The following is a 23,022-nucleotide window of genomic DNA, read 5'->3' on the forward strand; positions in this document are numbered from 1 at the left end:
CCGCGTGAAGCCGCGGCTTGCCGCGGGTCGATATGGGGTATAGGTAGAGATAGGTTCTGACGAAGCCCCGACACTTAACGGCGAGCCGTCCCGACAGATAAATGCACTTATTCACAGCTGTAGGTGGTAGCACAGCGCCGCGTCGCCAAAATCAGTGCCGCAAGCCCGCCCATCCGCTACAAAACACCAGCGACAAACGCCATTGCCCACGATTCGCACGAGCGCGGGCCTCGCGGTAGCGATGGAGAGAGAGGGAACCGCCTAGGTGCTAGGCGGGTGGAGCGAGCTGGTTACGCGCGACCCGGAAACATCGGTCGCGATCCCAGTCGGGATAGGTAGCTTTGATTTCGCCGGCGCGGATCATGACCGCGCGCTCGAGGTCGGCGCGACGATCACTCTCGGAGAGCGTGCCTCGGGCAACAGCCTTAGCCTGAGCGGCCGCAAGCTTGTCGGTGAGCTGCGCGAGCAGTTGGCCCCCACCAGCGCCTACCTTCCGCTCCCGCTTGCGCGCGGCGTCCCGCCGGCGCTGCATGCGCAGGTGAGCACGTGTGCGCTCGTGCCGCAACCACGTGCCCAGGCCGAATTGTTCGAATAACGCGGGCGTGACGTATCGAATCGCCGCCAACCCGCGATAGCGCGGCCCTTCGTCGCTGACCTCAACCTCGCATTGTGGCCGGCTCTTCACCAGCCGTGCGGTGACCAGGTCGCGCAGCGCGCGCTCGGCACGGCGCACCGAGAGACCCGCCTGCTCGGCCAGGTAGGGCAGGGTGAAATCCACCCAACCGCTCTGCGCCGGCACTGCGATACGCAACGTCGAGACGTCACAAAATTTGACGAGCGCTCGCACCAGTTGCACGCACGCGATGCGGCGCTCGCTGCGCTGCTGGCGGCGGCTTCCATTGGCCGCATTCAGGGCCGGCAACCAGGCCTGCGGCGTTTCGAGATATCGGCCGAGGCGCAACTTCAACTCGCGCAGCAGCCGAGGGCTGTTCGCCGGCGCCGGACACGGAATATCCGTCGGCCAAACGCGCGCAGGCAGCGCCTTGCGTCGACTGCGGGCGTGCGTAGGCACAGCCATCCAGTCGTCGCTGGCGGCCGGACAGGTCGGATTCACCGGAGCGTGCGCCAGAATCGGCGACGTACCGGGAATCAGCCGAGTCATGAGCTGGTTCAGTCCGTGCCCGATACCCTCGAATTCTGGTTATCCGGGTCGACGCCGGCCGCTACCACGTAGCGGAGCGGAATCGCCGTTGCATCTGTTTTCAATGCCTCACCGGCAATACGGCCAATGTTGTTCTGGATCATCATCTGATGTGCTGATTCGTTAAGTTGCTGTCACATAGATGACGCTTGACAGGGCACGCTTCTGTTCTAGAATCCGAAACTTCTCGTGTGACGCCTGCGACGCTGAAGGTCCCTGTCGTACGTCGTCTTATTCGCGCCCCGATTGCACTCGGGGCGTTTTTTTGGCTTGTCTACCCACTCCTCCGTATTCGTTAGCGATACAAAACATTCCAAAAGAGTCGCTTTCAGTCCAGCGGAACCGGGCAACTCCATAACCAGTTGCACTCACAACCAGTTCGCCGGACGATCCTCATCGGTATAGGGCGGATCTTCATCGAACATCGGGGGCGGCTCATCGACGACCGGAGGCTCGGCGAACAGCCGAGTCGAATCCGGCTCCGTTTCGGGCGCCTTAACCGCCGCGGGCGTTCTGTTTTCGGGCTCGCGCGCAGTCGCGGGCCTCGGTGCCGCTACGGCATTGGTGGCCGGTGCCGATGCGAGCGGCTGCGGTTGCCGTTGGGCCTTGCGTGCCGCGTCGAAGGCGGTCAGGGGAAGCGGGGGCATCACTTCGGTCCCCGGCCGCCAGATCCATGAATCCAGCTCCGACTCCGCGATAAGCGCGTCGAGCTCGGACTGGTAGGCGGACGACACGTCGGCAGGCACAACGTAGAGCGCCGTACCGCGCTCGGCGTCGGTCAACAACGCCGTGGCGATTGGATGCTTCGCGGTCTGGTTGTACCGCAGGCACTTCTGGTACCGACGGGTGGCCAAGGCCTTCAGCAGCGCGATATCGGCGAGCGATTCGAACGGGATCCACGATTCGTTGGTCAGCATCATCGACACTTCCTGGACGGTAGCGATACCGGCCGCTGACAGGCTCGCGGTGGCGATGACCATGAGGTGGGTGCCTTCCGTGGCCGACCAGATCTCGAGCTCCGACGCGAAGACTTTCTCGATCCGCTTCTTGGTCTTCTCGTCGACCATCAGGCCATAGTCGGGTAGATGCTTGATGACCAGCTTGAAGCCAAAGCGAGCGGTCGCGATTTCCTTGAGCTCACCGATCACCAGCACGAAGTGCGGCTTCCCGGACTCGGAAACAGAAATCCGGGCGAGATGCTCCGTGCGTCGCTGGGCGATGCGGTCCTTCTGGTCGCCGACGAACATCTCGGGGACGTACAGCATGTCCTCGAGGCTCATCTTCTTCGCGTTCTTGCCCGCAGCGGCCAACAGCAGATACTTGCGGACCACCGACCAGTTGCGCTTGCCGGCCATGGCCGGCGACCAGCGATTCAGGCCGGCCTGTTCCCAGAGGTAGTGCAGCAAACCCCGCAAGGTCAACTTCTTGCCATCCGTCTTGATGCTGTCAGGCTCGTCGCCAGAGGGCTCCGGCATCTCCCGCGCCGCGCCTTTCGCCAACGCGAAACCGAACTTGAGGGTGACCTCCCCGGACTCCGGATCCTCAACGATGGCCGCCCCCTCTACATCGCCATAACCGCTCAGGCCGGGCGGGGTTTCGTACGAGTCGCAGCCGAGCTTGTGCTTCGCGCCGGTACCGGGCATACGCTTGACCTGATAGCGCCCCTCGAAACGTGCGATGTACATCGGAATCGGCGGAGTCGAGCACAGGCAGAGCGGACGTGTCTTCGCCTCGTGCGCAGCTGGCAGTTTCGCAAGGAAACTATTGCTTCCCGCCTCATATTCCAACCCGTCCAATTCAAAGTTCTGCATGCCAGATCTCCTGGTTTAAACGGCGGCTGAGCGCTTCGCCAAGCCCCTCGAGGGCGCTTTGGCAGAGCGGGGCTCCGCCTCTCGGACATCCAGGCCGCGCGCGCGGGCCTCGATCAGCAACTGGACGAGTTCCACGGCCTCGTCGGCCGTCATGTCGCCGGCGATCGCCGCCGACACGATGCTGTGTGCGGTCACGGGTTTGCCACTTCGAAACACCTGATCGGTCATGGGTAGCTCCGGTATGGGGATGGGGTGGCTCAATCGCTGTCGGGCGGGACGTCGCCGAATACGGTGCCGAGCGCGATCGCACCGAGCAGTTCACGGGCGTAGGTAACCGACGGTATGGCGTCTCCGAAATAGGCATCGACGCCATACGGATTCGTACACCACAGACCTTCGCCGCTGACGAAGTCGAACGAGTGGCCGTCGACGTCGACCGATTTGCCCGCGGTCAGCGCGTGCACGAACGCTTCGGGCGTTGGAAGATCCAGCGCCGGCCAATCGCCGGCTTCGATTGCCGCCTTTGTTTTGGCACGTCGCTCGTCGGCCGCTTTTTCTCGCGCCAGCTCGCTCTCCGCTTCAGCCAAGGCCTCCGCCAGTTCAGCCTCGGCGTTGGCCTGATCGACCTGCGCCCAGTTGACGGCGCTTTCGAACGCATCTCGCAACACGGGCACGTCGGCGAGCAACGGCGAGCAACCGAGATCGTCGGCCCCGACCAAGACAAGATCTCGGCCGAGATCGCTCGCCCCATAGCGTGCCCGTTTCAGGAGTGCGGCCCGCGCTTCGGATCCTTCATCGGTGGTGCAGATCGCCATCGCGTAGTCGACGCGAGCCTGCAGCGCGCGCTCGAAAGCGATCGGCACGTCGGGATTGCGCAGACCGATGCCCGTTGCCACGTCCGGTCCAGCAGGAAGCTTCGAATTCATGGTGGTCTCCTTGGTTACCAGACGAATCCCGCGCCTACGCCGGCGGCCACGGTGCCGCGCGTATCGGTCGAGCCGTTCGCCTTCAGAATCCAGTGGCCGGCATACGTTGAAATGCCGAGCGCCATGGCGGACTGCCCCCCGTACGTCCCGCCCCCGATGGCCACCATGCTCTTTCCGGGCGCCGGCGCCTGGGGCAGACTGGCGATCGCGACAGCCGCGGCGATACCACCGTTGGCGTCCCGCCGGTCATGTTCGATGCGGTTGCTCAGGTTCGTCGCGGAGTCGTTCAGCTGCTGGACGTTGACGGCATCGGTCGGAGCCGTTCCGGCCGAGACGTTGGTGAGTGTTCGCGTCATACCAGTGGCCGCGTTTCCGATCGACACCGAATCGTTGCGGTCAGCCACTGAGCCAGCCCCAAGCGCAACGGCATTGGCGCCAGTCGCGTCAGCGCCGCTGCCGACCGCGATCGAGCCGCTGCCTTGGGCAATGGCACCCACACCGAGTGCAGCACTGCGATCGCCGATGGCCACCGCATTGCTGCCGATAGCCGTCGCGTCCGCGCCGGTTGCCACTGAACCGCCACCGGTGCTGTTAAACGCGGCATATTTGAGGCTGCCCTGACCGGGCTCGGGGAGGCTCTGACTGAACCTCGACGGGAGGATCGCGCCAAGCCGGGAAGAAAGTGCGTCGATCGCGCTGGTATTGGCGGCGACGTTCGCATTCGTCGCAAAGAGCTGAGCCCCGTTGACCGCATCTGCGCTGGCCGCTGATAACGAGCCAGGCGCCAGGTTATGAACGGTGACGGCCGCACCGGCTCCCAGCCCTCCAAGCGTCACGCTAAGTTTTGCGGGGTCGTCGTAAGACAGGGCGTTGCCGGCGATCGTATTGACCGTACCGATAACCTGATTCAACTGGCCGACATTGACCGCGTCGGTGACGTTCACACCCGCTGCCACGCCGGAGACGCGGCGCGCACCAGCCAAGCCGCTGACGTCGATGTTGGCGCCGCCGGTGCCGGCACCGATCGTAATCGCGCCGGCGCTCGAGCCGCCGCGTTGTTGCACGATCCCGACGGTACCCGTTGCGAGCTGGCCAGCCAGGGCGGAGACGCTCTGGTTCGTCGCGTACAGTTGCCGTCCCGAGACCGCGTCGGTGCTGTTCGCCGTCAAGGTCGCATCAGCAACGTTGGTCAAGGTGACAGGCGCACCCGCCGCACCGAAGGTGACGCGCGTATGCGAGGGATCGTCGTAGACGACCGCGCTCGCGCCGAGCGCCCCGGCCTGAGATGCCACGCCCTGCAGCTGCTGGAGGTTGACCGCATCGGTAGCGTCAGTCCCGGCGGCCACGCCTTTGACCTGGCGCGCGCCGGCGGTGCCGGCGATGTCAAGCGCCGTACCCCCGGTGCTGGCGCCGATAGCGATCGTGCCGGCGCCGGAACCGCCGGCTTGCTGCACCAGCCCAATCGTGCCGGCCGCTAGCCCCGACTGCAGCGCGGCGAGCGTCGCCCCACCGTTGGCGACGCTGCTGGACAACGAGGACACGGCGAAGCCCGTCGACGTCGACAGCGTTGCGATCGAGATCGCGTTGGTGCTGATCGCCTGGTTGGCGGTGTAGAGCTGCCGACCAGACACGGCGTCCGTGCTGGTGGTCGTCAGTGCCGCGTCTGCGACGTTGGTGAGCAGGACGGGCGATCCTGTGCTGGGGGCGCCGAGCGTGACGCGCGAATGCGTCGGGTCATCATAGGAGACTGCGCCGGCGCCCACGGCACCCACAGCGGCCGTTACGCCCTGCAGTTGCTGGAGGTTGACTGCGTCGGTGGCGCTCGTGCCGGCGGCTACGCCCTTGATCTGCCGCGCGCCCGCAGTTCCGCCGACGTCGAGCGCGGTGCCGCCGGTGCTGGCGCCGATCGTAATCGTGCCGATGCCGGCACCGCCGGACTGCTGAACCAGCCCGACTGTCCCGACCGCAAGACTGGACGCGAGGGCTGATACGCCGGCGTTGGCCGAGGACAAGCCGGTCGACAGCGATGCCAGGCCATGGGAGACGCCGGTCGAGAGGGAAGAAAGCGCCGTTGTCGTGCTAGTCGACAGGCTCGCGATCGAGACAACGTTGCTGGAGATGCCCGTGGAAAGCGAGGTCGATGCCGCCAGCGTTGACGTGGACAGGGCAGCGATCGCGCCGACGTTTGCATTCGTCGTCTGCTGGGCAGCATAGAGCTGCCGCCCCGTCACAGCGTCGGTGCTGCTCGCGTTCAACGAGGCGTCCGCGAGGTTGCTCAGGGTCACGGGCGAACCTGATGCACCGAGCGTGACGTGGGTATGCGACGCGTCGTCATAGCTAACTGCGCTCGCGCCGATCGCGCCCGTCTGGCCCGCCACGCTCTGCAGCTGCTGCAGGTTGACCGCATCGGTACCGTCGGTGCCCGCGGCAACGCCCTTGACCTGACGCGGTCCGGATGTGCCGGCCACGTCGAGGGACGTACCGCCGGTGTTGGCCCCGACCATGATCGGGCCACCGCCGGTCCCATCGGTCTGCTGGACCAACCCGACGGTTCCGGCCACCAGACCCGACGAGAGAGATGACACGGTGACGTTGGTCGAGGACAAGCCAGTCGACAGGAGCGAGAAAGTAGCAGCCGTGCTCGTTGAAAAGCTACCAAACAAGGCCGCACTATTAACCGCGCCCGTCGAAAGCGACGATGTGACCGCCTGCGTTGAAGTAGACAGTGCGGCGATCGAACCGCTGTTGGCATTCGTCGCCTGCTGCACGGCATAGAGTTGCCGGCCGGTGACCGCGTCCGTGCTGCCGGCGTCCACGGAGCCGTCAGCGAGGTTGGTCAAAGTGACTGGCACACCCGCCGCATCAAAGGTGATGCGCGTGTGGGACGCATCGTCGTAGACGACCGCACTCGAGCCGATTGCGCCTGTCTGAGCCGCCACGCTCTGCAGCTGCTGCAGGTTGACCGCGTCGGTAGCGTCTGTGCCTGCAGCCACACCCTTGACCTGCCGCGCGCCCGCGTTGCCGGCGACGTTGAGCACCGTACCGCCGGTACCGGCGCCGATTGTGATCGCGCCCGTGCCGGCACCGCCTGCTTGCTGAACCAGACCAACGGTCCCTGCAGCCAGACCGGACTGCATTGCCGAGAGTATCGCGCCATCGCCAGCCAGGCCAGTCGAAAGAGACGAGATCGATCGGCTTGTCGTTATCGACAGCGACGCGATCGCGCTCGACGTTCCCGTGGAAAGACTTCCGATCGTTTGAGCGGTCGACGTCGACAGCGATGCGAACCCGGCAGCGGTGTTCGTGGACAAGCTCGTGACCGTCGTGCCGATATCGGACAGACCAGTTGAGAGCGAACCAAAGCCCGATGCCGTGCTACTCGACAGGCTCGTGATGCTGGCCGTGTTGCTGGCGAGGCCCGTCGCCAGCGACGTGACAGACTGCGCGGTCCCGGTCGACAACGAACCTATCGCGCTGGCCATGCCAGTCGACAGGCTGCTGATATTTTGAGCGGTCGACGTCGACAACGACACGAACCCTGCAGCGGTGTTCGTCGACAAGCTCGCAACCGTCGCGCCGATGTCGGACAGCCCGGTCGAGAGCGATCCAAAGCCTGACGCCGCGCTGCTCGACAAACTGGTGACGCTGGCCGTGTTGCTGGCGAGGCCCGTAGACAGCGACGTGACAGACTGCGCGGTTCCGGTCGACAACGACCCAATCGCGCCCGCCGTCCCGGTGGACAGGCTGCTGACCGTTTGAGCGGTCGATGTCGACAGAGAAGAGAACCCAGCAGCTGTGCTCGTCGACAAGCTCGCGACCGTCGCGCCGACGTCGGACAGCCCAGTTGAGAGCGAACCAAAGCCTGATGCCGTGCTGCTCGACAGGCTCGTGATGCCAGCCGTGTTGCTTGCCAGGCCGGTTGACAGCGACGCGCCCGACTGCGCAATACCGGTCGATAAGCTGGCCACCGCCGTACCAGAGCTGGCCACGCTGGTTGAGAGCGAGCCTACTCGTGAGGCTACGCTGCTCGACAGGTTCGTGACGTTGGCCGTATTGCTCGCAAGCCCTGTCGATAGCGACGCTAAAGATTGTGAGGCGGTGGTGGACAGCGCAGCGAGCCCGGAAGATACGCCGGCAACTCCCGTGGCATTGTTCGCGGTCGCAGTCGACAGCGACGTCACGGACTGACTCGTCGACGTCGAGAGACTGCCAACTGCCTGTCCCATTTGATAGAGCTCGGATCCGTTAATGGCGTCAAGGCTTGTTGCACTAACGGTGCCGGCGGCAACATTAGTCAGTTGCCTCGGATTTTGCGGCGCGCCGAAACTCACCACCCCGTTGGACGTTGATCCCGCCACCGAGTAGCTCTGACCAGCAATACCGAAGCTACTAAGCGGGTGCGCGGCGCCCGTGGTGGATCCTGAGCCGATTGCGACATCTTGCGAATTGTTGGCGACGGCGCCGTTTCCGATCGCGACGGAACCATTACCCGCAGCGGTGGCGGCGGCCCCAATTGCCGTTGCATTCGTACTGGCCACCGTCGTATTACCGATCGCAACCGCATTGGTCTGCGCCGTGCTCGAAGTACCGAGTACGATCGAATCGGCTCCGGCGGCCGTGGACGCGTAACCAAAGCTCAACGATCGAGGACCGGCAGAGGTAACCGCCGTGCCGATCGCAACGGAGTAATCGCCAGAGGCAACGGCACCATTCCCGTTTGCAATCGCGCCGTCTCCGGACGTCTGAGCATGCGCAGGACCAGCCATCGATGCAAGCGCCGCAGCGATCGCGATCGATAAACCACTTGGTGTAGGGCTTTTCGAAAATTTCATTACAATCCCCGCTTAACAACGAGTGCCCGGTCTACGGGACGTTTACGCCTGCGCTCGCGCAGGACCTGGAGCCCTCTGTTCCTGTCCTCCGCCAAGATTCCGGGAACAGAGGGGTTTGTTTCGGCAACATCGCCGGAGATCCGACGGTGCTGCCTTTGGTGAATCTCGAGTACGGCACCCTCGAAGGCGTCGCGCAGCATCGGGATATCGGCAGTCAGGGGAGGGAATTCCCCATCGTGGACGCCAACGCACGCTCGAGTGGGTGCTATCGCGTGGTGCTGAGCCGCACGGTGATGGCTGAACCACTCTGGCGAACCGGGGTCTGTCGTACAGACCCCATAGGCGTACTGGACACGCACCTTGAGTGCCCGCGCGAAGGGAGAAAGGGCGACCGTCATCGCGACGCCTCCGACGGCGACAGCAGTGCAGCAGCAATCACCGGGAAAGTGCGCTGCATCGGCGGATAGCAGATCTGGTTGATTGCGCAGCCTTGATAAGTCACCGTGAGGCCGAACATCTCGCGAGCATTGACCGGCACACGCAACGTCACTTCGCGCTCGAACACCTCCACCGGATGTCCTGCGCTCGGATCAGCGACGACCTTGCCGGTACCGTGCTGAATTGCACCGAGGTGCGCCCGACCGTCATCACTCGCGACCCGGAAGCGATCGCCGTAAAGTCGATAGCCGTCGGCGATCGCAAAATGGAGGACAACCGCGCCAGGTTCTTCGGTCATGCGAACGCGGAAAGCTTGCTCCGGCGAGAGAAACTGCTCGGCGTATGCGGGGCAAGCGAGGACACCGTTCAGGATCCATGCAAGCAATGCCAACGACATGGCCACGACGAAACGGCGTATAACTCGGGTTCGAGCAGTCATCATGCGACTCGCTGCTTCCACGCCAATTCAGCGCGAGCGAGCCCATGCAAGACGGGCAGCGCCAGTAAGCTCCAGAAGTACAGCGTCGCGCCCGCGACCATCCCGTCGAAACACAAGTCGAAAGCCGATTCGACCAATCCGGCCGCCGGCGAGTCGAAGTTCCAGACGATCATGATCATCAACAGCATGCAAATCAGATAGACAAACATGCCGAAACTGCGCAAACCGCGTTGCGCACGACGGAGTGCGCTCCATGTGCCCGGTCGCGTGCACGTCGAGCGTAAAGCCGGCAAGAACATTAACGTCGTAACAAACGCCGCGATGAACAAGGGTTCCGTGCTATTCCAGAATCCGAGCGCATCAACGTAAGCAATGGGCGCAATCAACAGCCAGGTAACGAGCGCCAACACCGCGAGCATGATTCCCACATGTCGACGATGAACGGGAGGGTGAGGGAGGGGACGCAAATGCATACAGCTTTCTCCATTACATGCTGCGTATTTGTCGGATTCCATCGTGGCGTTCAGTTCGTCGACACGCTGATCAAATAACGCAGGGCGTCCTGACTGCCGGCCGCTGCGGCTTGACGCATGAGTCGCATACCGATCTCCCGATCCGCATCGGCCACTGCCATCGGACCGCCTAAATCCGCGTGCTTTTGCAGGCGCGTACGAGCAACCAGGTACATCGCGGTCGGCTCGCCGGCGTCCGACTCCGCCTGAAGCAAACCCGGATAGTCCCGATTGAAATGAACGGCAAGCCACGTACCGGCAGAACGATTCCCGCCTTTAAACGCGGACTCCATCGCAGGTCGCATGTCGAGGTAGTCGCGCGAGCGAGCCCAAGACTGCAAGGGCCCGTTCGTGCCGGTGATGGAGAACAGGCAAGCCGCCGTCACCATCGCGACCGCCACGCCTTTCAGCTTGCGTTGAGCAGCGGGATCAGGATTGGTCAGGATCAGCGTGCCGTCAGGCCATGTGATCGAGGCGGCGGCTCGCCGGCGCTCGGCGAAAGATGCGCGATATCGATTCATTGGGGGTGCCTTAACAGAAACACGATTTAGGGAAAAAAGGCCAGCCGGGCTCACCGGCTGGTGCCAAAGGAAGTGCGAAATGGGTATACACACTTCCGGGGATCAATTCAGTGGTGGCACTTACTGGCCGATGCCTCCCTTGGCCACGTCGGTGGTCTCGGCAAACGTGTATTTCTTGACGACGCCGCTGTCGTCGAACAGCACGGTCAACGTCTTCTTCCGCACGTCAGCGCCATGTGCAAACGCACCGACGATCGGCACGAAGTTGATAGCGTGCGGCGTGGCGTGAGCCAGCTCGTATGTCCAGATCTCGAGACCCGAATCGGTGAACGTGGTCTTGTTCGGTGAACCGAAAGCATCCTGAACGTCCTGCTTTGTGCTCTTGCCCTGCTGGATTTGGGCCTGAACGCTTGATTGCGTCGCGGATTCGAGGTGCTCGTTGCCGGTGGTCGCGCAACCGACAAGTAACGCAGTGCCCGACAAGGCGACGATCAGGAGCGTGTTCTTCGTGAATTTCATGGTCTTCCTCTTGGTGTGGTCAACAGTCAAAAAATGGCGGTGATTCGTTGCTGGCCTAGTACAGGCGGCCGGATCGCTCTGCTTCACATACAGCGCGGTACCAGTCGTCCATGTGGCGCCTGACCTGCAGCTCGACGTAGCTGATGTACGGTCGCCACCACGCGTAGAACAGCGAAGCGACGAGGCCAGCGAACGCGTACATCGGCAGCGCCGTGCGCGGCTCGACGACGATCGGGTAGTCCAGGTGGAATCCGTTGGAGATCAGTCGCCCCCAGAGCAACAACGCCGGTGCCCATGCCAACCAGCACAGCGCGAGCCACTGCACGACGTAACGTGTCGCCCAATCGGCTTCGGTACGCAGCAGTCTCGGACTGGTCCACAGCCGACGGCGAATGTGTCGACGTTCGGCCAGATAGAACCGCGTAAAATGTGGAACCGGACGCGCACGGCGGGGGCGATTGAAAATAGACATGGCGGCCCCTATCGCTCGATAGAAAGCTGGTGGTCGTGTGATCGGTCTGCGCGTTCTGCTTCGTGATCGCGCTCCTTGACCTGGTGCAGCGCGCTATCTGGCGAATACTGAATCGCGACCTGCTCGCCGACCTCCACGTCGCGGGACAATCGATCGCGCGGATAGACGATGCCGACGGTCTGACCGATCTTGACCAGCGAGTGGTGCGTCGAGTTGGCGAGCACCTCGCCGCGGTAGTGGCGCTCCAGCTGCTGCGCATTGCGCAAAATCAGGTTGTGGTGATCGCCGGCCAGGCCGATCGCCCGGCGCGAAACGTCGTCCGGCACGTCACCCTCGGGTAGCTGGCCGCGATGGATCTGCTCGGACAGGTTGGCGCGTTCGAGTTCGCTGTGGGGAACCGTGCTGATCGAGGTCCGCGTTTCGAGGTGGTGGTAGGCCGCGTCGAGCTCGGGGAAGAGGGCGAGCGCCTGGTCACGACCCAGCGTGTCGAACGCTCGGCCGCGCTCCGCGTCGCGTGCGTGGTCAACGGTACGCCGGCGCGGCGCGCGCGCCGTATCGACTTCGACCTCCGTCTTTGCCTGATCCGGTTGGTGTGCAGACGGCAGAATGGCCCGTTCGCGTACCGGCTCTATGCCACCCGGATCGACGACTACCACACGACCGTCCACGATGCCCAGATTGTCGACGCCCTGATCGCCCCAGTGGTAACCGCGCTGACGAAGCGCATCGGCGGTGCGCGCGACGTCGGCCGATGTCACGCCTCGCATTTCGGCGCGGGGCATGATTTCGTATCGCAGATTGCCTTCGGTGCCGCTCGCCACCGGCTGCAAGACCTCGGGAATTTTTGGCCGAACGGCAAGATCGCCGGTACCGAGCCGCACCACATGCTTGTCGTCGGCCGCCAGCACGACCGACGACGCGCCGGCGTCCAGCGGTGTCAGGTGAGTCATCCCGTGCGAGCGAAGCCTGGCTTCGAGCGCGGGCAGATGACGCGACGCGGCGATTTCCTCGGCGACCGGATCGGGGAAGCGGCCACCGAGGTTCGGCACGTCACGGGTCATTGACCGGAGGACGTCGCGCAAGCCACGCTCCGGCGCCGGCCGCGCATCCGCAGACGCCCCGTTGGCCAGTGCTTGCGCATCCCTCTCCCGGACGCGTAGCGCCTGTTCACGACGCAGCGAGATGTCGGCAATCTCCGGTGCCGGCGCACCTCGCCCTGTACGAGCGTCACGAATGTCATCGAGCATTTGAACGTGATGGGCTATCTCGTCGCGGGTCATCGGACGCTCGCGCTCATGCACGATCGACGCGGCGGCCGCTTGCGGCTCGCGCCATTCACCCTGATGCAGTTCGTTGCGGTAGACCTCGCGGTGATGCCGATCGAGGATCAAGATTCGATCCACTGCCTTCTCTCGCTCGAGCAACGCGACCGTCTCGACCATGCCGGCATACGCCTGGTCGTGCTGCTCGGGATTGACAACCCGCCCCACGCCCGTCGTCGCGATTTCTCGCTCGGTACGCATCTGCGCACGTGTGAGCGACACCTCGGCGGGCATAGCGACGCCCCGAACCTCCAGCGTGTAGCCGCGCTCCTTGAGCCGCCGTGCCAGATTGCGCAGGCTATCGGGGTTGCGCATCGTCCCGTCGACCACAAGATCACGCCGCGCGTCGGATGCGGCCGTGGTTAGCCGGCCGGCCCATCGACCGGCGTCGGCATGCGTCAAGTCAGCCGCGTGTCGCGGATCTTCGCGAAGAAGCCGGCTGTACTGCGGCAAGTTCTCCCTCATGCGATCCGCGTCGATCAAAACGGCACCACCGCGTTCGTTGAGTTCCCCCATCGCCTGACGCGCGAGGGCCGTCTTGCCGGCACCGGGCTGGCCGCCGATGAGGATCGCCTTCGGTTCAGCCTGCTCGCGACTGCCGTCAATCGCCTCGCGCTCCACGCGCGCATACGCGCGCTGCATCACGACATCCGGAAAATTGTCCATGATGGGCTCCGGAGTCAGGCGCGACCGAGGTTCAATCGACGAACACGCGGGCCGTAGACGTCCAGCGCACGAGCGATCGCGACCGCATCATCCGGATGCAGCGCATCGCGAGCGGCAACCAGAGTCTTGCGTTCTGCGTCCGCTATCGCGACGCACTCCGCATCCGGCTCCGACCGCGACTCCTCTTCAGCGATGACGGCGACACAGTGGGCGATCAGCTGCCCGATCGTTTGGCAGGCGACTTCGTAATCGACATGAGGCATCGTGTTCTCCTGAAAAAATTAAGCTTGCGCGCGTGCTTCCTGGGTCAAACCCCTGGGTAAGGCTTCGATTCATTCCATAGCCGCGTCCACGCGCTCCGCACGGCTGCGGCGACCGTGGCGTGATGCCAGATGACGAGGACGTTTTCTGCGTTGTGGTTGGCGCCGGCCTGCGTGTAGTTCATCGAGCCTGTCTGGGTCGTATCGCTATCAGCGACGATGAACTTGTCGTGCATGAGCGGTACGGCCATGTCGATGCGAACCGGTATTCCGGCCGCGACGAGATCCGCGAGCTTCGAGCCGCGGCCGTCAAGCTGCGAGCGGTCGAGGACAACACGAACCTGCACACCAGCGTGGGCGCGCTCGATCAGGTGGGTAACGATCCGACGATTGGTGAGCTCGTAAGCGGCGACGTCGAGCTCCGACTGCGCGCTATCGATCACGCTCAGCACGAGGGCCTCGGCCTGGCCGTCTGGCGAAGTGGCGAATTGCACGGAGGCGCGATCGCCAGAGCCGGTGCTTTCCGAATGTGAGGCGTTTTCGGCCGGGTGTTTCAGAGCGCTCGCATAATGCCCAACGGACGACGACAAATTGCCGAAATCCGGCGTTGGGCCGTCATGCAGCACGTAGTAGCCGACACCGGCCGCGAGCGCGAGGAAGAGGAGAAACTTCATGCCGACCTCCCGACGTGGGAGGTGTGTCCGCTCGCGGAATAGGAGCGGGCGCAGGCATCGTCACCGTGCGGCGAGGCACAAGCGGCAAGAAACAGGGCAGGAAACGTGAGCGCGGTCAGACGCACTCGACTCACCGTCGAGATCGGGCTAATTAAAGACGTAAATGAATTGACACCACGACGAATTACGTCATCAAGGATTAACTTGCCAGTACGCCAAATCAGGCGTAACGTCAATACTAATTGCGTACGGGGGCGCTTATCATGGATTACGTACTTGCGAATTTCATGGCGGTAATGGCGGCAGCGATTTTCTCGGTTTTCACGTCGTTTATCGCTTCGCGAAGCGGCCGAATCATTTACAGGAAGATCATGTGGGGCTATTTGGCCACGCTGCTGATTTCGGCCGTCGTGGTTACAGTCATGCAGCTGCCCTTCGCCATTTTGGCTTTTGGCGCGCTCTTTTCCTGCATCTTCGGCGTGTTCGCTCAATTGGGCGTTGCAGTCAAGTTTGGCCATCTCATCATGACCGGTGCGCACTTTGATGACGGCTGGAACACGGCTCGCTCGAGCAACAATGCAAACAGCGACCTCTCGAACAATTGGTTCTGGAGAGACAACCAAAATCGAATTAATCATCGCGACTGGTATTAATTGCGTCATGATTTATCGTCCGGGAGCCGCAAGGCCCCTTGTCATTGATCCGTGGGGTTACTGGTTACCGCGTCTGGACTGAGCGTCGCCTTGGCCCCATGTCCGTCCTCGCCGAATCCAAGCTCGCGCCGATGCAACGACGTCGGTGCACTTGGCGAAGTTGCCGGCCCGCTTACCGCAGACTCGTCCCGCGTAGAATTTGCCGCTGCCGCCTCTGCGTTCGGCGGGGCAACATCCTGCGAAGGAACTGAGGAAATCGCCCCCCCAGCTGCTGGCAACTCGGCACTCGCCCTGTGGTCGAGCTTCGCGTTGCTATGAGCGCCCGCACCTCCCGGCGGGACGCTCGGGGTGCTTTCAACATTTGCCTTCGAATCTGTCGCGCCAACAGTTGCAGACGCGGCCGACCGTACAGATGTGGACGCGCCCGGGCCGGCAAACGTGGGCTTGCTGTTGTCGATCTGGGCACCACTACGGCCGGGTACAGTTGTCGGCCCCAACGCAGAGACGCCACCGCTGCGCTTCATGGAGGCGGTCGAGAATGGAGTCGCTGACGTGGCAGACCCGACGGATGGCGGCACTCGACTCGCAACAGTGGGGCGAGTCGCTCCGTCTTGTGCAGGTATTGCACGGGTCGGCGAGAGAGCAGAGGCGGCAGTTGATTGCGCAGTTACGTTCGGAACGGCGGCGGCCGGTTGCGCTGAATACGAGCCCGTTGCTGCCCGGCCCGGACCATCGGCCACTTGACCGCCACCTTGACCACTTGGCTGCCCGCCATTGCCGACCGGCAGAGCCACGATCTTGAAATCAGACTCGGATAAGCGTGGTTCAGAGCTAGGGGGCAGGGTGCTCTGCCCGGCCGCTCGAGCGGTTTCAAGCGTTGGCCCGTTCCCCGTGGCTTTCGGATTCAGGAATTTTTCGACTGCCATTGGGGACGCGGTTGCTCCCGGGGGCGCAAACGGCTGGACCGAGTTTTTCCGCGCGGCGAGGGGTGTAGTGTCCTTGGAGGCCTGCGTAGGCGTCGATGCCGGTGTGGGCGAGAGCGGGCGACCTGGCGCCCGCCCAGGCGTCATGAGAGGCTTGCTGTCCGTAGACGGATCGACATTGTCATGTACCTGCTTGATCGGCGCGGCAGACTCATTTGTGACTCGTTGCTGCATGGCGTCGATCCGCTGTTGCGCGTCGGTTACGACCGTCGGCATCGGCGTCGCGATATCGAGGGGCGTCGTGTCCACCGGACCAACTCCGCCCGCAAAACGTTGAAACGCGGCGGGGGCACTTGCACCAACTCCGGACTGGTTGCGTTGGTCCTGGCGAACGACGTCGCTCCCGCTCGCAGGGAGAGCAGACCCATCACGAGCCGTGGTCGGCAACGTCGAGTTGCGCGAAACGATGTCGCGCATCGCTGCATCTTGGGCGACCAGCTGAGCGATCTGTGGAGACGGCAGCGTCATCAGCTGGCTGTACCGCATACCGTTGCGCGCAGCGACTGCCTGCAGGTTCTCCGGCGTCATCAGATTAGTCGAGGTATCGACGCGTGAAACCACTTGCGTCGATCCTCGCTGGCGCACATCTGCGCTACGAGTCAGATCCGCCGAAACACGAGAGCCGGACGACACCTGGTCCGTCAGAGATGCGGAATGGTCACTGCGAACGTGCTGCCCGGACTCCAGCCCCGTCGAGTCCGAGTGGATCTGTGAGCCTTCGTGGGAAACCTGATCGCTTTCGGTATACCCACCTTGCGTTAGATATTGATCGACGAACTTCTGTGCGTCAGAATTCCGCCAAGACTTCGTATATCCACCTTCACCCGAGACATCGAGACCGAACTTCAGACTCGACTGCCCTTTCCCCGTGCCACCGCCAGTTGCATAATCCGCAGCTCGCACCTTCGATCGATACGCATCCCGAATCGCTTGGACTTCATTCGGCGATTTGCCAAGTGACTCGGCTTTGCGAGCGAGTTTGTCTTCTTCTGCTTGGTTGAAAAGAGGCGAGTTCGAGATTGGATTGCTACTTCCTTGCCGACCATTGCTGGAAGGTCCACGCCCGCTACCACCGGCTGAGCCGCCGCCTCCACTGCCAGCGTTGCCGGCCGGCGCACCATCATCGCCAAACGATTTGGCAAAGCCGCCACCAAGCATGATCGAGCCTTTGGCTCCTGCAGAAGTTGTGCCGTCGACGGAGTGCGACTGATCTATCGCATATTGCTGATCATGTGCGGTTCGCCGCTCACCTGTTTGGCTAGACGAGGCCCGCGTACCTGAGCTGGAATCGTCGGACAGGCGCTGCGTGCTTCCACGCTCCTGGCTGCTCGAGACGCTATTCGTGCTGGACGCAAGCTGCTCCCGCCCAGCGAACGTGGAATTTGTTCGGTTTGCCGCGACACCCGTGGAGGTGTCAGTGCCGAGCGACCGCTCGAATGCGTCCTGGGAAGTTGCTGAAACGCCGAGGCTGTTTTGAAACTCGGTGCGAGCGATTAGGCCATTGGCGAAATTCGTAAAGGCCGAGCCGGTCCCGGTATCGACGTTCATCGACCCGGTGCGCGATTGCACGGTGTTGTCGTACTTGTTCGCTGAGGTCACGTTGCGCGACGCGTTATCGATCGACGACGAATCCATGTGCACGTTGCCGATGTTTTCGTCGCCCTGTGCCTGCTGGCCACCGATCTGCTGAGCAGACCCGGTCAACGCGCCACTCAGTTGAGAGAATGCACCTACAACGCCGGCCGACGCGAAGTTCAGCAACATCCAGGCAAGGGGCGGCGTAATAATCACCATGTATCCAAGCAGCGCCTGCTCGTCGAGCAACGTCTGGCCGAACTTCGCCGCCATCCCGAACGGGACGCCGGCCTGCAACGACATCGAGCGCATCTCATGGCTGAGGTGAATCAGGGACAGCCCGTTGATTACCGCGAAGAGCACCGGCCAGATAGATACCCACGCCACCGTCTTCGCGTACATCGCAAGGATTCGCTTGGCGCCGTCAGCGCCGCTGATCAGGCAGAGCACCAGAATGAGCGGGAAAACCGCATAGACGATCGCTTCGGCATAGTTGCGAACAGTCGGCAGCGTGTTCTTCGCCAGAATCGCCATGGAGGCAAGCGAACCGTTCGTCGCCACTGCAGCCTGAGCCGAGCTCATCAACGCATTGACCTCGGCGACGCGCGCCGGATCGCTCAGCATCGCGGGAAGCTCGGCGCCCGCCTGACGCCACACGTTGTTGAACATTGCCTGTCGCAGCGCCGACGACGCGTTCTGCGACGATTGGAGGATGAAGCCGAACGAATCGCCGATCGCGTTGACAAATTCCGCCTTCGCCATGGACGGGTCGGCGATCTCCGGATACATCTCGCTGCCATACATTTGCTCGGCTGCTTGCTCCGCATCCTGTACGCGCAGCAGCAGCAAGGTTCCGGTCGCTGAGCAGGTGTCCGTCGTAGGATTCGCGGTGAGGGTGTTGGTTGTCACGTACCGTGCCGGGCTGGTCGACGTGAACACCGTATTGAACGGGTCCGTGCCGTTCATAATCGTCCGCGGATCAATCGCGCCGTCCTGGATGTCGTAGACCGTGCACTCCTTGAAGAACTGGATAAGGTCGGCGTGCAGCCCCGGATCGGTGATTTCAGCCTTGTTCACCTTCTGAAGCACTGAGATGCCGAAACCCACATCGCCCTTTTTCAGGGTGAGCGTATCCGGCACCGAAAAAATCGTTTCGTACGACTGTGTCAGCACTCGAGAGATAAGCGTGAAGCTCTGGGCAACCGCGGCGAGATACACCGGGACGTGGTCCACCTCGCGAGTAGGCTGCACGTTGTTGACGTCGGTGATGAACACGTTTTCAACCGGCAGCAACAGCAGCTGCGTCATCAGCATTGCGGCGGCGAACCAGCGGAAGATCTCATAGCCTTTCCGACCGAGCGCGACAATCGTCCAGATCACCACCCCGCACAACAGCGTGTAACGGATGAGACCTGTCCAGGTGCCGCTGCCCATGAAAGACGCAATACCCTGCATGACGTAGTACAAGGTATCGACGTTTCCATAGGTGTCGATTTCCATGTTCATTGAGTGCTCCCGCCGTTCAACGTCTGGCCAAACGCCAACGAGTTTCGAAGCGACGACGACACATTCGCGTGTACCGCACGCTCGATCGATTGGAGCTGCTCAACCAGCTGCCACGCGTTCGACGTCTGGCTGAAGGCTTGCATGACGACACTGCGTGCTTCCGATTCGACCGTGTCGATGTTGGTGTTGAGCTTTGTGGCCTCGTCGAGCAGCGACGTGCTGGATTTCACCGTCCCGTATCGCGCGATTGCTCGTCGAAGATCTTCAGCGGATCCGTGGATGTAGGCTTCGGCATACTTGGCTGCGATCAGCGACTGGTAGGTACTCAACAGTTGGTCGGCCAGAGACGAATTGTTCAGGCGCGTGCCGACCGCGATCATTTTGTAGACCGGCAGGTCGGTCATGCTCAAAAACCGAAACGTGTCCGCCGGATTCGGGATCGCGGAGCGCGAGGCGATCGCGTCCGTAATCACCTGCAGCTTCTGCTGTACGAGCGTACGGAAGGGGGTGTAGCCCATTTCCTGCACTGACGGATTCAAGCACTTCGTGGTTTCGTCGCACACGTACACTTGGATCGTGGTGCCGGAGTTCGCGGCAGGATCGTTACCGACCAATTCCTGCACCGTGAGGCTGCCGATTCGCGGCAGGAAGACAGGATTCACCTCCGTGCCGCCCGAATCCGACGGGTCGGGAAAAATGACCGTCCCCACCAGCGACATCAGGAATTCCCGGTCCGACGTGCTCAGGTCCGGCAGCTGCTGCAGCGCCTGCCACGTCACGTTGCCGTACGGCTGCCTGGCCGCGAGATTGGAATCCGATGCGGTGGCCGTATTGATCGTCTGCGCCGCTTGCGCCGAGCTGTTTCCGGTATTTGTCCAGGCATCGGTCATATCCGAATACAGGTTCGTGAATGGCCCGAGCGTGTCGGCCAAGTTCGCCTGCTCTTTTTTCCATGCAACAGGCGTCACCGCATTGACGATGCCCTCAGCGGCCTGGCACGAGTCGATGTTCATCCGGTTGACGTCGCGGGCGATGGTCTGCAGCGACTGCATGACGTTGTCGCAGGTTGGGCAGAGGTTCTGGAGGGCAAGCTTGAATGCGTAGCCCAAGGCGTTCGAGCCGATGTTGCGCAGCAGCGCAACAAACTGCTCTTTATTGATAAAGCTGAACCCGCCGGCAAACAGGTCGATCCCGCCGCAACCGGCGCCCCATTCCGGGGCGGTGACACTCGCGAGCTGGTAAGTCTTGTGTGGCGTACGCATGAACACGCTTCCGCCGCTGTACATATCCATCGTCTCGCCCTGCAACGCACGCGGGCTCGATACGTTGCCCATGGCGTTGATCGAGTCGAAGACCTGCTGCATCGACATCGCGCTCGAACAGACTGGGGCGATGGCAAACACTGCAGCCGCCAGTGCGGCAATCCAGCGTGTCGGTTTCATCAGAAGAGCTCCCCAGGCTGCGAGGCAGTGAGAACGAAGACACGATCGATGATGTCCTGGAGGGACATCGTTCCCGAGCCGATCATTGCGTGATCGCCCGTCTCCTTCGATGCGATGAAGAGGGCGGGCACCTGCTGGACGCCCCAGACCGACGCCTGCCCATGGTCAGGCGTCGGGTTCGGAAACTCACCAATGCCCCGACCGTCCAGCGAAACGGGCAACACGTCGATGCCATAGCGCTGCGCGAGCAGCACAATCGTCGGGGCCATCGCGTGGCAATACGGGCAGTCCGAGCGGAAGAAGAAAATCAGGCCATGCTTCTGAGCAAGCGCACGCAGCTGCCCGTCCTGGTCCGAATCCCGGGTCCGGTCGTAGGTATGGACAGCGACGTTGTTAGTCGGACGCTTGAGCGAGTAATCGAGACTCGGGTTCTGCCACACAACCCGGCGCCATTGGTCGGCAAAGACCGCGCTCTTTTGCTGGACGTACTCCCAGAGCTTGATGTACTCCTTGATGTGCTCGGGCGTCGGGTCCATGTTCGCGACGTCGAGTCGGTGCTTCAGTGCCTCGCGCATCTCATCGGCCGACTTGATCTGGTCGAAGTCGTCGGAATCGGCCGGTTTGGCCGCGCTCGCACCCGCCGGCGCCGCAGGCTTGTCGTCATCGCAGTACCAGTTGAATTTTTCCTGCCCGTCGCAGCTCCAGGCGGACTTGTAGTCCAACCCGTCAGCGTCCACGATCGGCGACGCCAGTAGCGCTGCGGGAAGCAGGATCGCTACCGCGAGCCGGAAGCCTCGGGATGCGCTCATGGCTCGCTCCGCTGCGCGTCGACGTGATAGCCGGCGTCCATCAATTGCCCGAGTGCCTGCTCGAGTTGCACTTCCGCGAAACCCAAAGACTGCGCGGCTTTGACCTGTTCGGCTGCATCGGATTGACGCCGCCTCCCTCCGAGAATCCAAAGGAATTGACTTCGAACCCTGGGCTTGTGCAACACCGCCGCAGCGCCCATAAACGCACGACGTGCGTTCCGCCAGGCGAAAGCCGCGTCAACTACGGTCGAAATGCAATGTCGCTGATATGCAGCAAACTCGCGCAAGTCGTGGTCGTGCTGCACGTGACGCTGTTCGGCAGAAAATCGGCCGTCTTGCTTCTGGCTCGGTTCTGTCGACGCCGGCGAGGGTGCCGTCGGGATATTGACGACACCGCTCGCGGGCCGAGACGGCTTGTCCCACTTAGGGGTCGACCATGGCGCACCGGAGAAGTGATGCCTTTGGAAAGCTGCGAGAAGCACGGCATGGTCGCCGCCGAGGGAACCTGCAATTTCCTTCAGCCGTTCGAGGTTGTCGCTTCCGTACCGATATACCCGGGAATCGTCCGAGTAACCGAAAAACCAGTCGTGCCGATCGAGCATGTCGTAAAACTGTTCGATCGTAGGCTGTTGGATTGGCACCCCCGAGCTCGGGGGCGCCCGATCAGACAAGTCGACCGTATTCGCGACCGCGTCGTCATCGAGCTCGATCGTCGTACCGGCCGCCGGCGCCGGTCCGTCGACAACTACGAAGCTGCCTTGCCCCGTGGCCTGATCGTAGTTCGTCACGCAAACATTTGCGATGGCGTCCTCGAGCAACACGGAAATGGCTTCTCGCGACGGTGCGGCGCCGCGCGTTACCCGGAAGGTCGCCCGGTCACTGCCGGCGCCAGCAAAAAGATGGCTCGGCAAGTCGGGCGCCGGCGCGGCGCTCATGCTGGTGATCGTGATCTGTAGTCTCACTTCGCCTCTCCTTCGCGGCTTGCGTTGCTGCGTTCGGCACGCTGCCGTCCGATCGGGTCGAGTTGTCTGCGCAGTGCGAGAGGCGAGGGCGCAGACCAGACGAGGTCCACAGCAAGCGTAATGGCGGCAGCAACGAGCCAGGCGACGAACAAGCCGTGACCAACCTGAGGGGCCAGCGTCGCGATGGGCACGTCATCAGTGCGCCAGTGCATACAAATGGCGGCCGACGGCGCAAGGCGAGCGGCCGTATCGGTGCATGTCCGCAGGCGGATCGTGTCCGGATTCGTACCGCTTCCGGCCGCCTGTTCGAGCACGGTCGTTGCCATAGCCGTGAACGACCCGTGATTCAGTATTGCGAGCCCGACGACGGGGGCGGCCGCCGGCACAATGACGAAAGCGAAGAGGAATCGCCGCACGTAGCAAGGCAGGCTGGCGAGCAGCACATAGCGCCAGTTCGAGCGGACACGCGAAGGGGGAAACAGGCTTTCGATGGACATGA

Annotated in this window: 20 protein-coding genes; 1 reads left to right on the top strand and 19 read right to left on the bottom strand. The window is 62.7% G+C overall.

The window, feature by feature from the left end; translation table 11 throughout:
- Positions 1 to 268: 268 nt before the first annotated feature.
- The 14 genes from HWX00_RS34125 to HWX00_RS34190 form a co-directional block, all read right to left on the bottom strand.
- A complete protein-coding gene (locus HWX00_RS34125) occupies positions 269 to 1,162 on the bottom strand; it encodes a Crp/Fnr family transcriptional regulator (RefSeq protein ID WP_175028069.1) in 894 nt (297 codons plus the stop codon).
- 8 nt (positions 1,163 to 1,170) lie between these two features.
- Positions 1,171 to 1,308: a hypothetical protein gene (locus HWX00_RS34130; protein WP_175028068.1), complete on the bottom strand. Its 138-nt coding sequence runs from the start codon at positions 1,306 to 1,308 to the stop codon at positions 1,171 to 1,173.
- 261 nt (positions 1,309 to 1,569) lie between these two features.
- Entirely contained in the window at positions 1,570 to 3,012 is a 1,443-nt protein-coding gene (locus HWX00_RS34135; protein WP_175028067.1) for a DUF1173 domain-containing protein, read from the bottom strand.
- A 15-nt stretch (positions 3,013 to 3,027) separates the two neighbouring features.
- A complete protein-coding gene (locus HWX00_RS34140) occupies positions 3,028 to 3,240 on the bottom strand; it encodes a hypothetical protein (protein ID WP_058904043.1) in 213 nt (70 codons plus the stop codon).
- Positions 3,241 to 3,269: 29 nt separating this feature from the next.
- Complete coding sequence (locus HWX00_RS34145; RefSeq protein WP_175028066.1) at positions 3,270 to 3,938, bottom strand: hypothetical protein; 669 nt, start codon at positions 3,936 to 3,938, stop codon at positions 3,270 to 3,272.
- 14 nt (positions 3,939 to 3,952) lie between these two features.
- Positions 3,953 to 8,770, bottom strand: coding sequence for a YadA-like family protein (locus HWX00_RS34150; protein WP_175028065.1), 4,818 nt, complete (start codon positions 8,768 to 8,770; stop codon positions 3,953 to 3,955).
- A gap of 394 nt (positions 8,771 to 9,164) precedes the next feature.
- The gene (locus HWX00_RS34155; RefSeq protein ID WP_226194319.1) at positions 9,165 to 9,650 is read right to left on the bottom strand and encodes a protein-disulfide reductase DsbD N-terminal domain-containing protein; all 486 of its coding nucleotides are present in this window, start codon (positions 9,648 to 9,650) and stop codon (positions 9,165 to 9,167) included.
- On the bottom strand, positions 9,647 to 10,066 hold the full coding sequence (locus tag HWX00_RS34160; protein ID WP_175028064.1) for a hypothetical protein: 420 nt from the start codon (positions 10,064 to 10,066) through the stop codon (positions 9,647 to 9,649). Before HWX00_RS34160 ends, HWX00_RS34155 begins: the two co-directional genes overlap by 4 nt.
- A gap of 104 nt (positions 10,067 to 10,170) precedes the next feature.
- The gene (locus tag HWX00_RS34165; protein ID WP_175028063.1) at positions 10,171 to 10,680 is read right to left on the bottom strand and encodes a hypothetical protein; all 510 of its coding nucleotides are present in this window, start codon (positions 10,678 to 10,680) and stop codon (positions 10,171 to 10,173) included.
- Positions 10,681 to 10,800: 120 nt separating this feature from the next.
- Positions 10,801 to 11,199: an outer membrane protein assembly factor BamE domain-containing protein gene (gene bamE, locus HWX00_RS34170; RefSeq protein ID WP_058904131.1), complete on the bottom strand. Its 399-nt coding sequence runs from the start codon at positions 11,197 to 11,199 to the stop codon at positions 10,801 to 10,803.
- 55 nt (positions 11,200 to 11,254) lie between these two features.
- A complete protein-coding gene (locus HWX00_RS34175; protein ID WP_175028062.1) occupies positions 11,255 to 11,671 on the bottom strand; it encodes a hypothetical protein in 417 nt (138 codons plus the stop codon).
- A gap of 8 nt (positions 11,672 to 11,679) precedes the next feature.
- Positions 11,680 to 13,659 carry a zeta toxin family protein gene (locus HWX00_RS34180; protein ID WP_175028061.1) on the bottom strand — a complete coding sequence of 660 codons (1,980 nt, stop codon included), beginning with the start codon at positions 13,657 to 13,659 and terminating at the stop codon, positions 11,680 to 11,682.
- Positions 13,660 to 13,673: 14 nt separating this feature from the next.
- Positions 13,674 to 13,922: a hypothetical protein gene (locus HWX00_RS34185; RefSeq protein WP_175028060.1), complete on the bottom strand. Its 249-nt coding sequence runs from the start codon at positions 13,920 to 13,922 to the stop codon at positions 13,674 to 13,676.
- 44 nt (positions 13,923 to 13,966) lie between these two features.
- The gene (locus HWX00_RS34190; protein ID WP_175028059.1) at positions 13,967 to 14,593 is read right to left on the bottom strand and encodes a phospholipase D family nuclease; all 627 of its coding nucleotides are present in this window, start codon (positions 14,591 to 14,593) and stop codon (positions 13,967 to 13,969) included.
- Between the two features lie 263 nt (positions 14,594 to 14,856).
- Here HWX00_RS34190 and HWX00_RS34195 point away from each other — a divergent pair, with 263 nt between their 5' ends.
- A complete protein-coding gene (locus tag HWX00_RS34195; RefSeq protein ID WP_175028058.1) occupies positions 14,857 to 15,246 on the top strand; it encodes a hypothetical protein in 390 nt (129 codons plus the stop codon).
- Between the two features lie 41 nt (positions 15,247 to 15,287).
- On the opposite strand, the gene HWX00_RS34200 is transcribed toward HWX00_RS34195, so the two are convergent.
- From HWX00_RS34200 to HWX00_RS34220, 5 genes are read right to left on the bottom strand one after another with little or no spacing between them, the layout of a single operon-like run.
- Positions 15,288 to 19,310 carry a conjugal transfer protein TraG N-terminal domain-containing protein gene (locus HWX00_RS34200; protein ID WP_175028057.1) on the bottom strand — a complete coding sequence of 1,341 codons (4,023 nt, stop codon included), beginning with the start codon at positions 19,308 to 19,310 and terminating at the stop codon, positions 15,288 to 15,290.
- On the bottom strand, positions 19,307 to 20,752 hold the full coding sequence (locus HWX00_RS34205; protein WP_175028056.1) for a conjugal transfer protein TraH: 1,446 nt from the start codon (positions 20,750 to 20,752) through the stop codon (positions 19,307 to 19,309). Before HWX00_RS34205 ends, HWX00_RS34200 begins: the two co-directional genes overlap by 4 nt.
- A complete protein-coding gene (locus tag HWX00_RS34210; protein ID WP_175028055.1) occupies positions 20,752 to 21,561 on the bottom strand; it encodes a conjugal transfer protein TraF in 810 nt (269 codons plus the stop codon). The genes HWX00_RS34205 and HWX00_RS34210 overlap by 1 nt, the downstream gene beginning before the upstream one ends.
- Positions 21,558 to 22,523, bottom strand: coding sequence for a hypothetical protein (locus HWX00_RS34215; RefSeq protein ID WP_226194321.1), 966 nt, complete (start codon positions 22,521 to 22,523; stop codon positions 21,558 to 21,560). Before HWX00_RS34215 ends, HWX00_RS34210 begins: the two co-directional genes overlap by 4 nt.
- Positions 22,520 to 23,020, bottom strand: a complete 501-nt coding sequence (locus HWX00_RS34220; protein ID WP_175028054.1) for a hypothetical protein — start codon at positions 23,018 to 23,020, stop codon at positions 22,520 to 22,522. Before HWX00_RS34220 ends, HWX00_RS34215 begins: the two co-directional genes overlap by 4 nt.
- Positions 23,021 to 23,022: the final 2 nt, after the last annotated feature.

Source organism: Burkholderia seminalis DSM 23518 (genome assembly GCF_902832885.1).
Taxonomy (GTDB): Bacteria; Pseudomonadota; Gammaproteobacteria; order Burkholderiales; family Burkholderiaceae; genus Burkholderia; species Burkholderia seminalis.

What these genes read in the sequence shown, in the direction of transcription:
- HWX00_RS34200 (WP_175028057.1), bottom strand. Translation starts at nt 19,310, where the DNA reads ATGAACATGGAAATCGACACCTATGGAAACGTCGATACCTTGTACTAC.
- HWX00_RS34150 (WP_175028065.1), bottom strand. Translation starts at nt 8,770, where the DNA reads ATGAAATTTTCGAAAAGCCCTACACCAAGTGGTTTATCGATCGCGATC.
- HWX00_RS34165 (WP_175028063.1), bottom strand. Translation starts at nt 10,680, where the DNA reads ATGAATCGATATCGCGCATCTTTCGCCGAGCGCCGGCGAGCCGCCGCC.
- HWX00_RS34155 (WP_226194319.1), bottom strand. Translation starts at nt 9,650, where the DNA reads ATGATGACTGCTCGAACCCGAGTTATACGCCGTTTCGTCGTGGCCATG.
- HWX00_RS34180 (WP_175028061.1), bottom strand. Translation starts at nt 13,659, where the DNA reads ATGGACAATTTTCCGGATGTCGTGATGCAGCGCGCGTATGCGCGCGTG.
- HWX00_RS34145 (WP_175028066.1), bottom strand. Translation starts at nt 3,938, where the DNA reads ATGAATTCGAAGCTTCCTGCTGGACCGGACGTGGCAACGGGCATCGGT.
- HWX00_RS34185 (WP_175028060.1), bottom strand. Translation starts at nt 13,922, where the DNA reads ATGCCTCATGTCGATTACGAAGTCGCCTGCCAAACGATCGGGCAGCTG.
- HWX00_RS34190 (WP_175028059.1), bottom strand. Translation starts at nt 14,593, where the DNA reads ATGAAGTTTCTCCTCTTCCTCGCGCTCGCGGCCGGTGTCGGCTACTAC.
- HWX00_RS34125 (WP_175028069.1), bottom strand. Translation starts at nt 1,162, where the DNA reads ATGACTCGGCTGATTCCCGGTACGTCGCCGATTCTGGCGCACGCTCCG.
- HWX00_RS34210 (WP_175028055.1), bottom strand. Translation starts at nt 21,561, where the DNA reads ATGAGCGCATCCCGAGGCTTCCGGCTCGCGGTAGCGATCCTGCTTCCC.
- HWX00_RS34205 (WP_175028056.1), bottom strand. Translation starts at nt 20,752, where the DNA reads ATGAAACCGACACGCTGGATTGCCGCACTGGCGGCTGCAGTGTTTGCC.
- bamE (WP_058904131.1), bottom strand. Translation starts at nt 11,199, where the DNA reads ATGAAATTCACGAAGAACACGCTCCTGATCGTCGCCTTGTCGGGCACT.
- HWX00_RS34160 (WP_175028064.1), bottom strand. Translation starts at nt 10,066, where the DNA reads ATGCTCGCGGTGTTGGCGCTCGTTACCTGGCTGTTGATTGCGCCCATT.
- HWX00_RS34220 (WP_175028054.1), bottom strand. Translation starts at nt 23,020, where the DNA reads ATGTCCATCGAAAGCCTGTTTCCCCCTTCGCGTGTCCGCTCGAACTGG.
- HWX00_RS34195 (WP_175028058.1), top strand. Translation starts at nt 14,857, where the DNA reads ATGGATTACGTACTTGCGAATTTCATGGCGGTAATGGCGGCAGCGATT.
- HWX00_RS34140 (WP_058904043.1), bottom strand. Translation starts at nt 3,240, where the DNA reads ATGACCGATCAGGTGTTTCGAAGTGGCAAACCCGTGACCGCACACAGC.
- HWX00_RS34175 (WP_175028062.1), bottom strand. Translation starts at nt 11,671, where the DNA reads ATGTCTATTTTCAATCGCCCCCGCCGTGCGCGTCCGGTTCCACATTTT.
- HWX00_RS34130 (WP_175028068.1), bottom strand. Translation starts at nt 1,308, where the DNA reads ATGATGATCCAGAACAACATTGGCCGTATTGCCGGTGAGGCATTGAAA.
- HWX00_RS34135 (WP_175028067.1), bottom strand. Translation starts at nt 3,012, where the DNA reads ATGCAGAACTTTGAATTGGACGGGTTGGAATATGAGGCGGGAAGCAAT.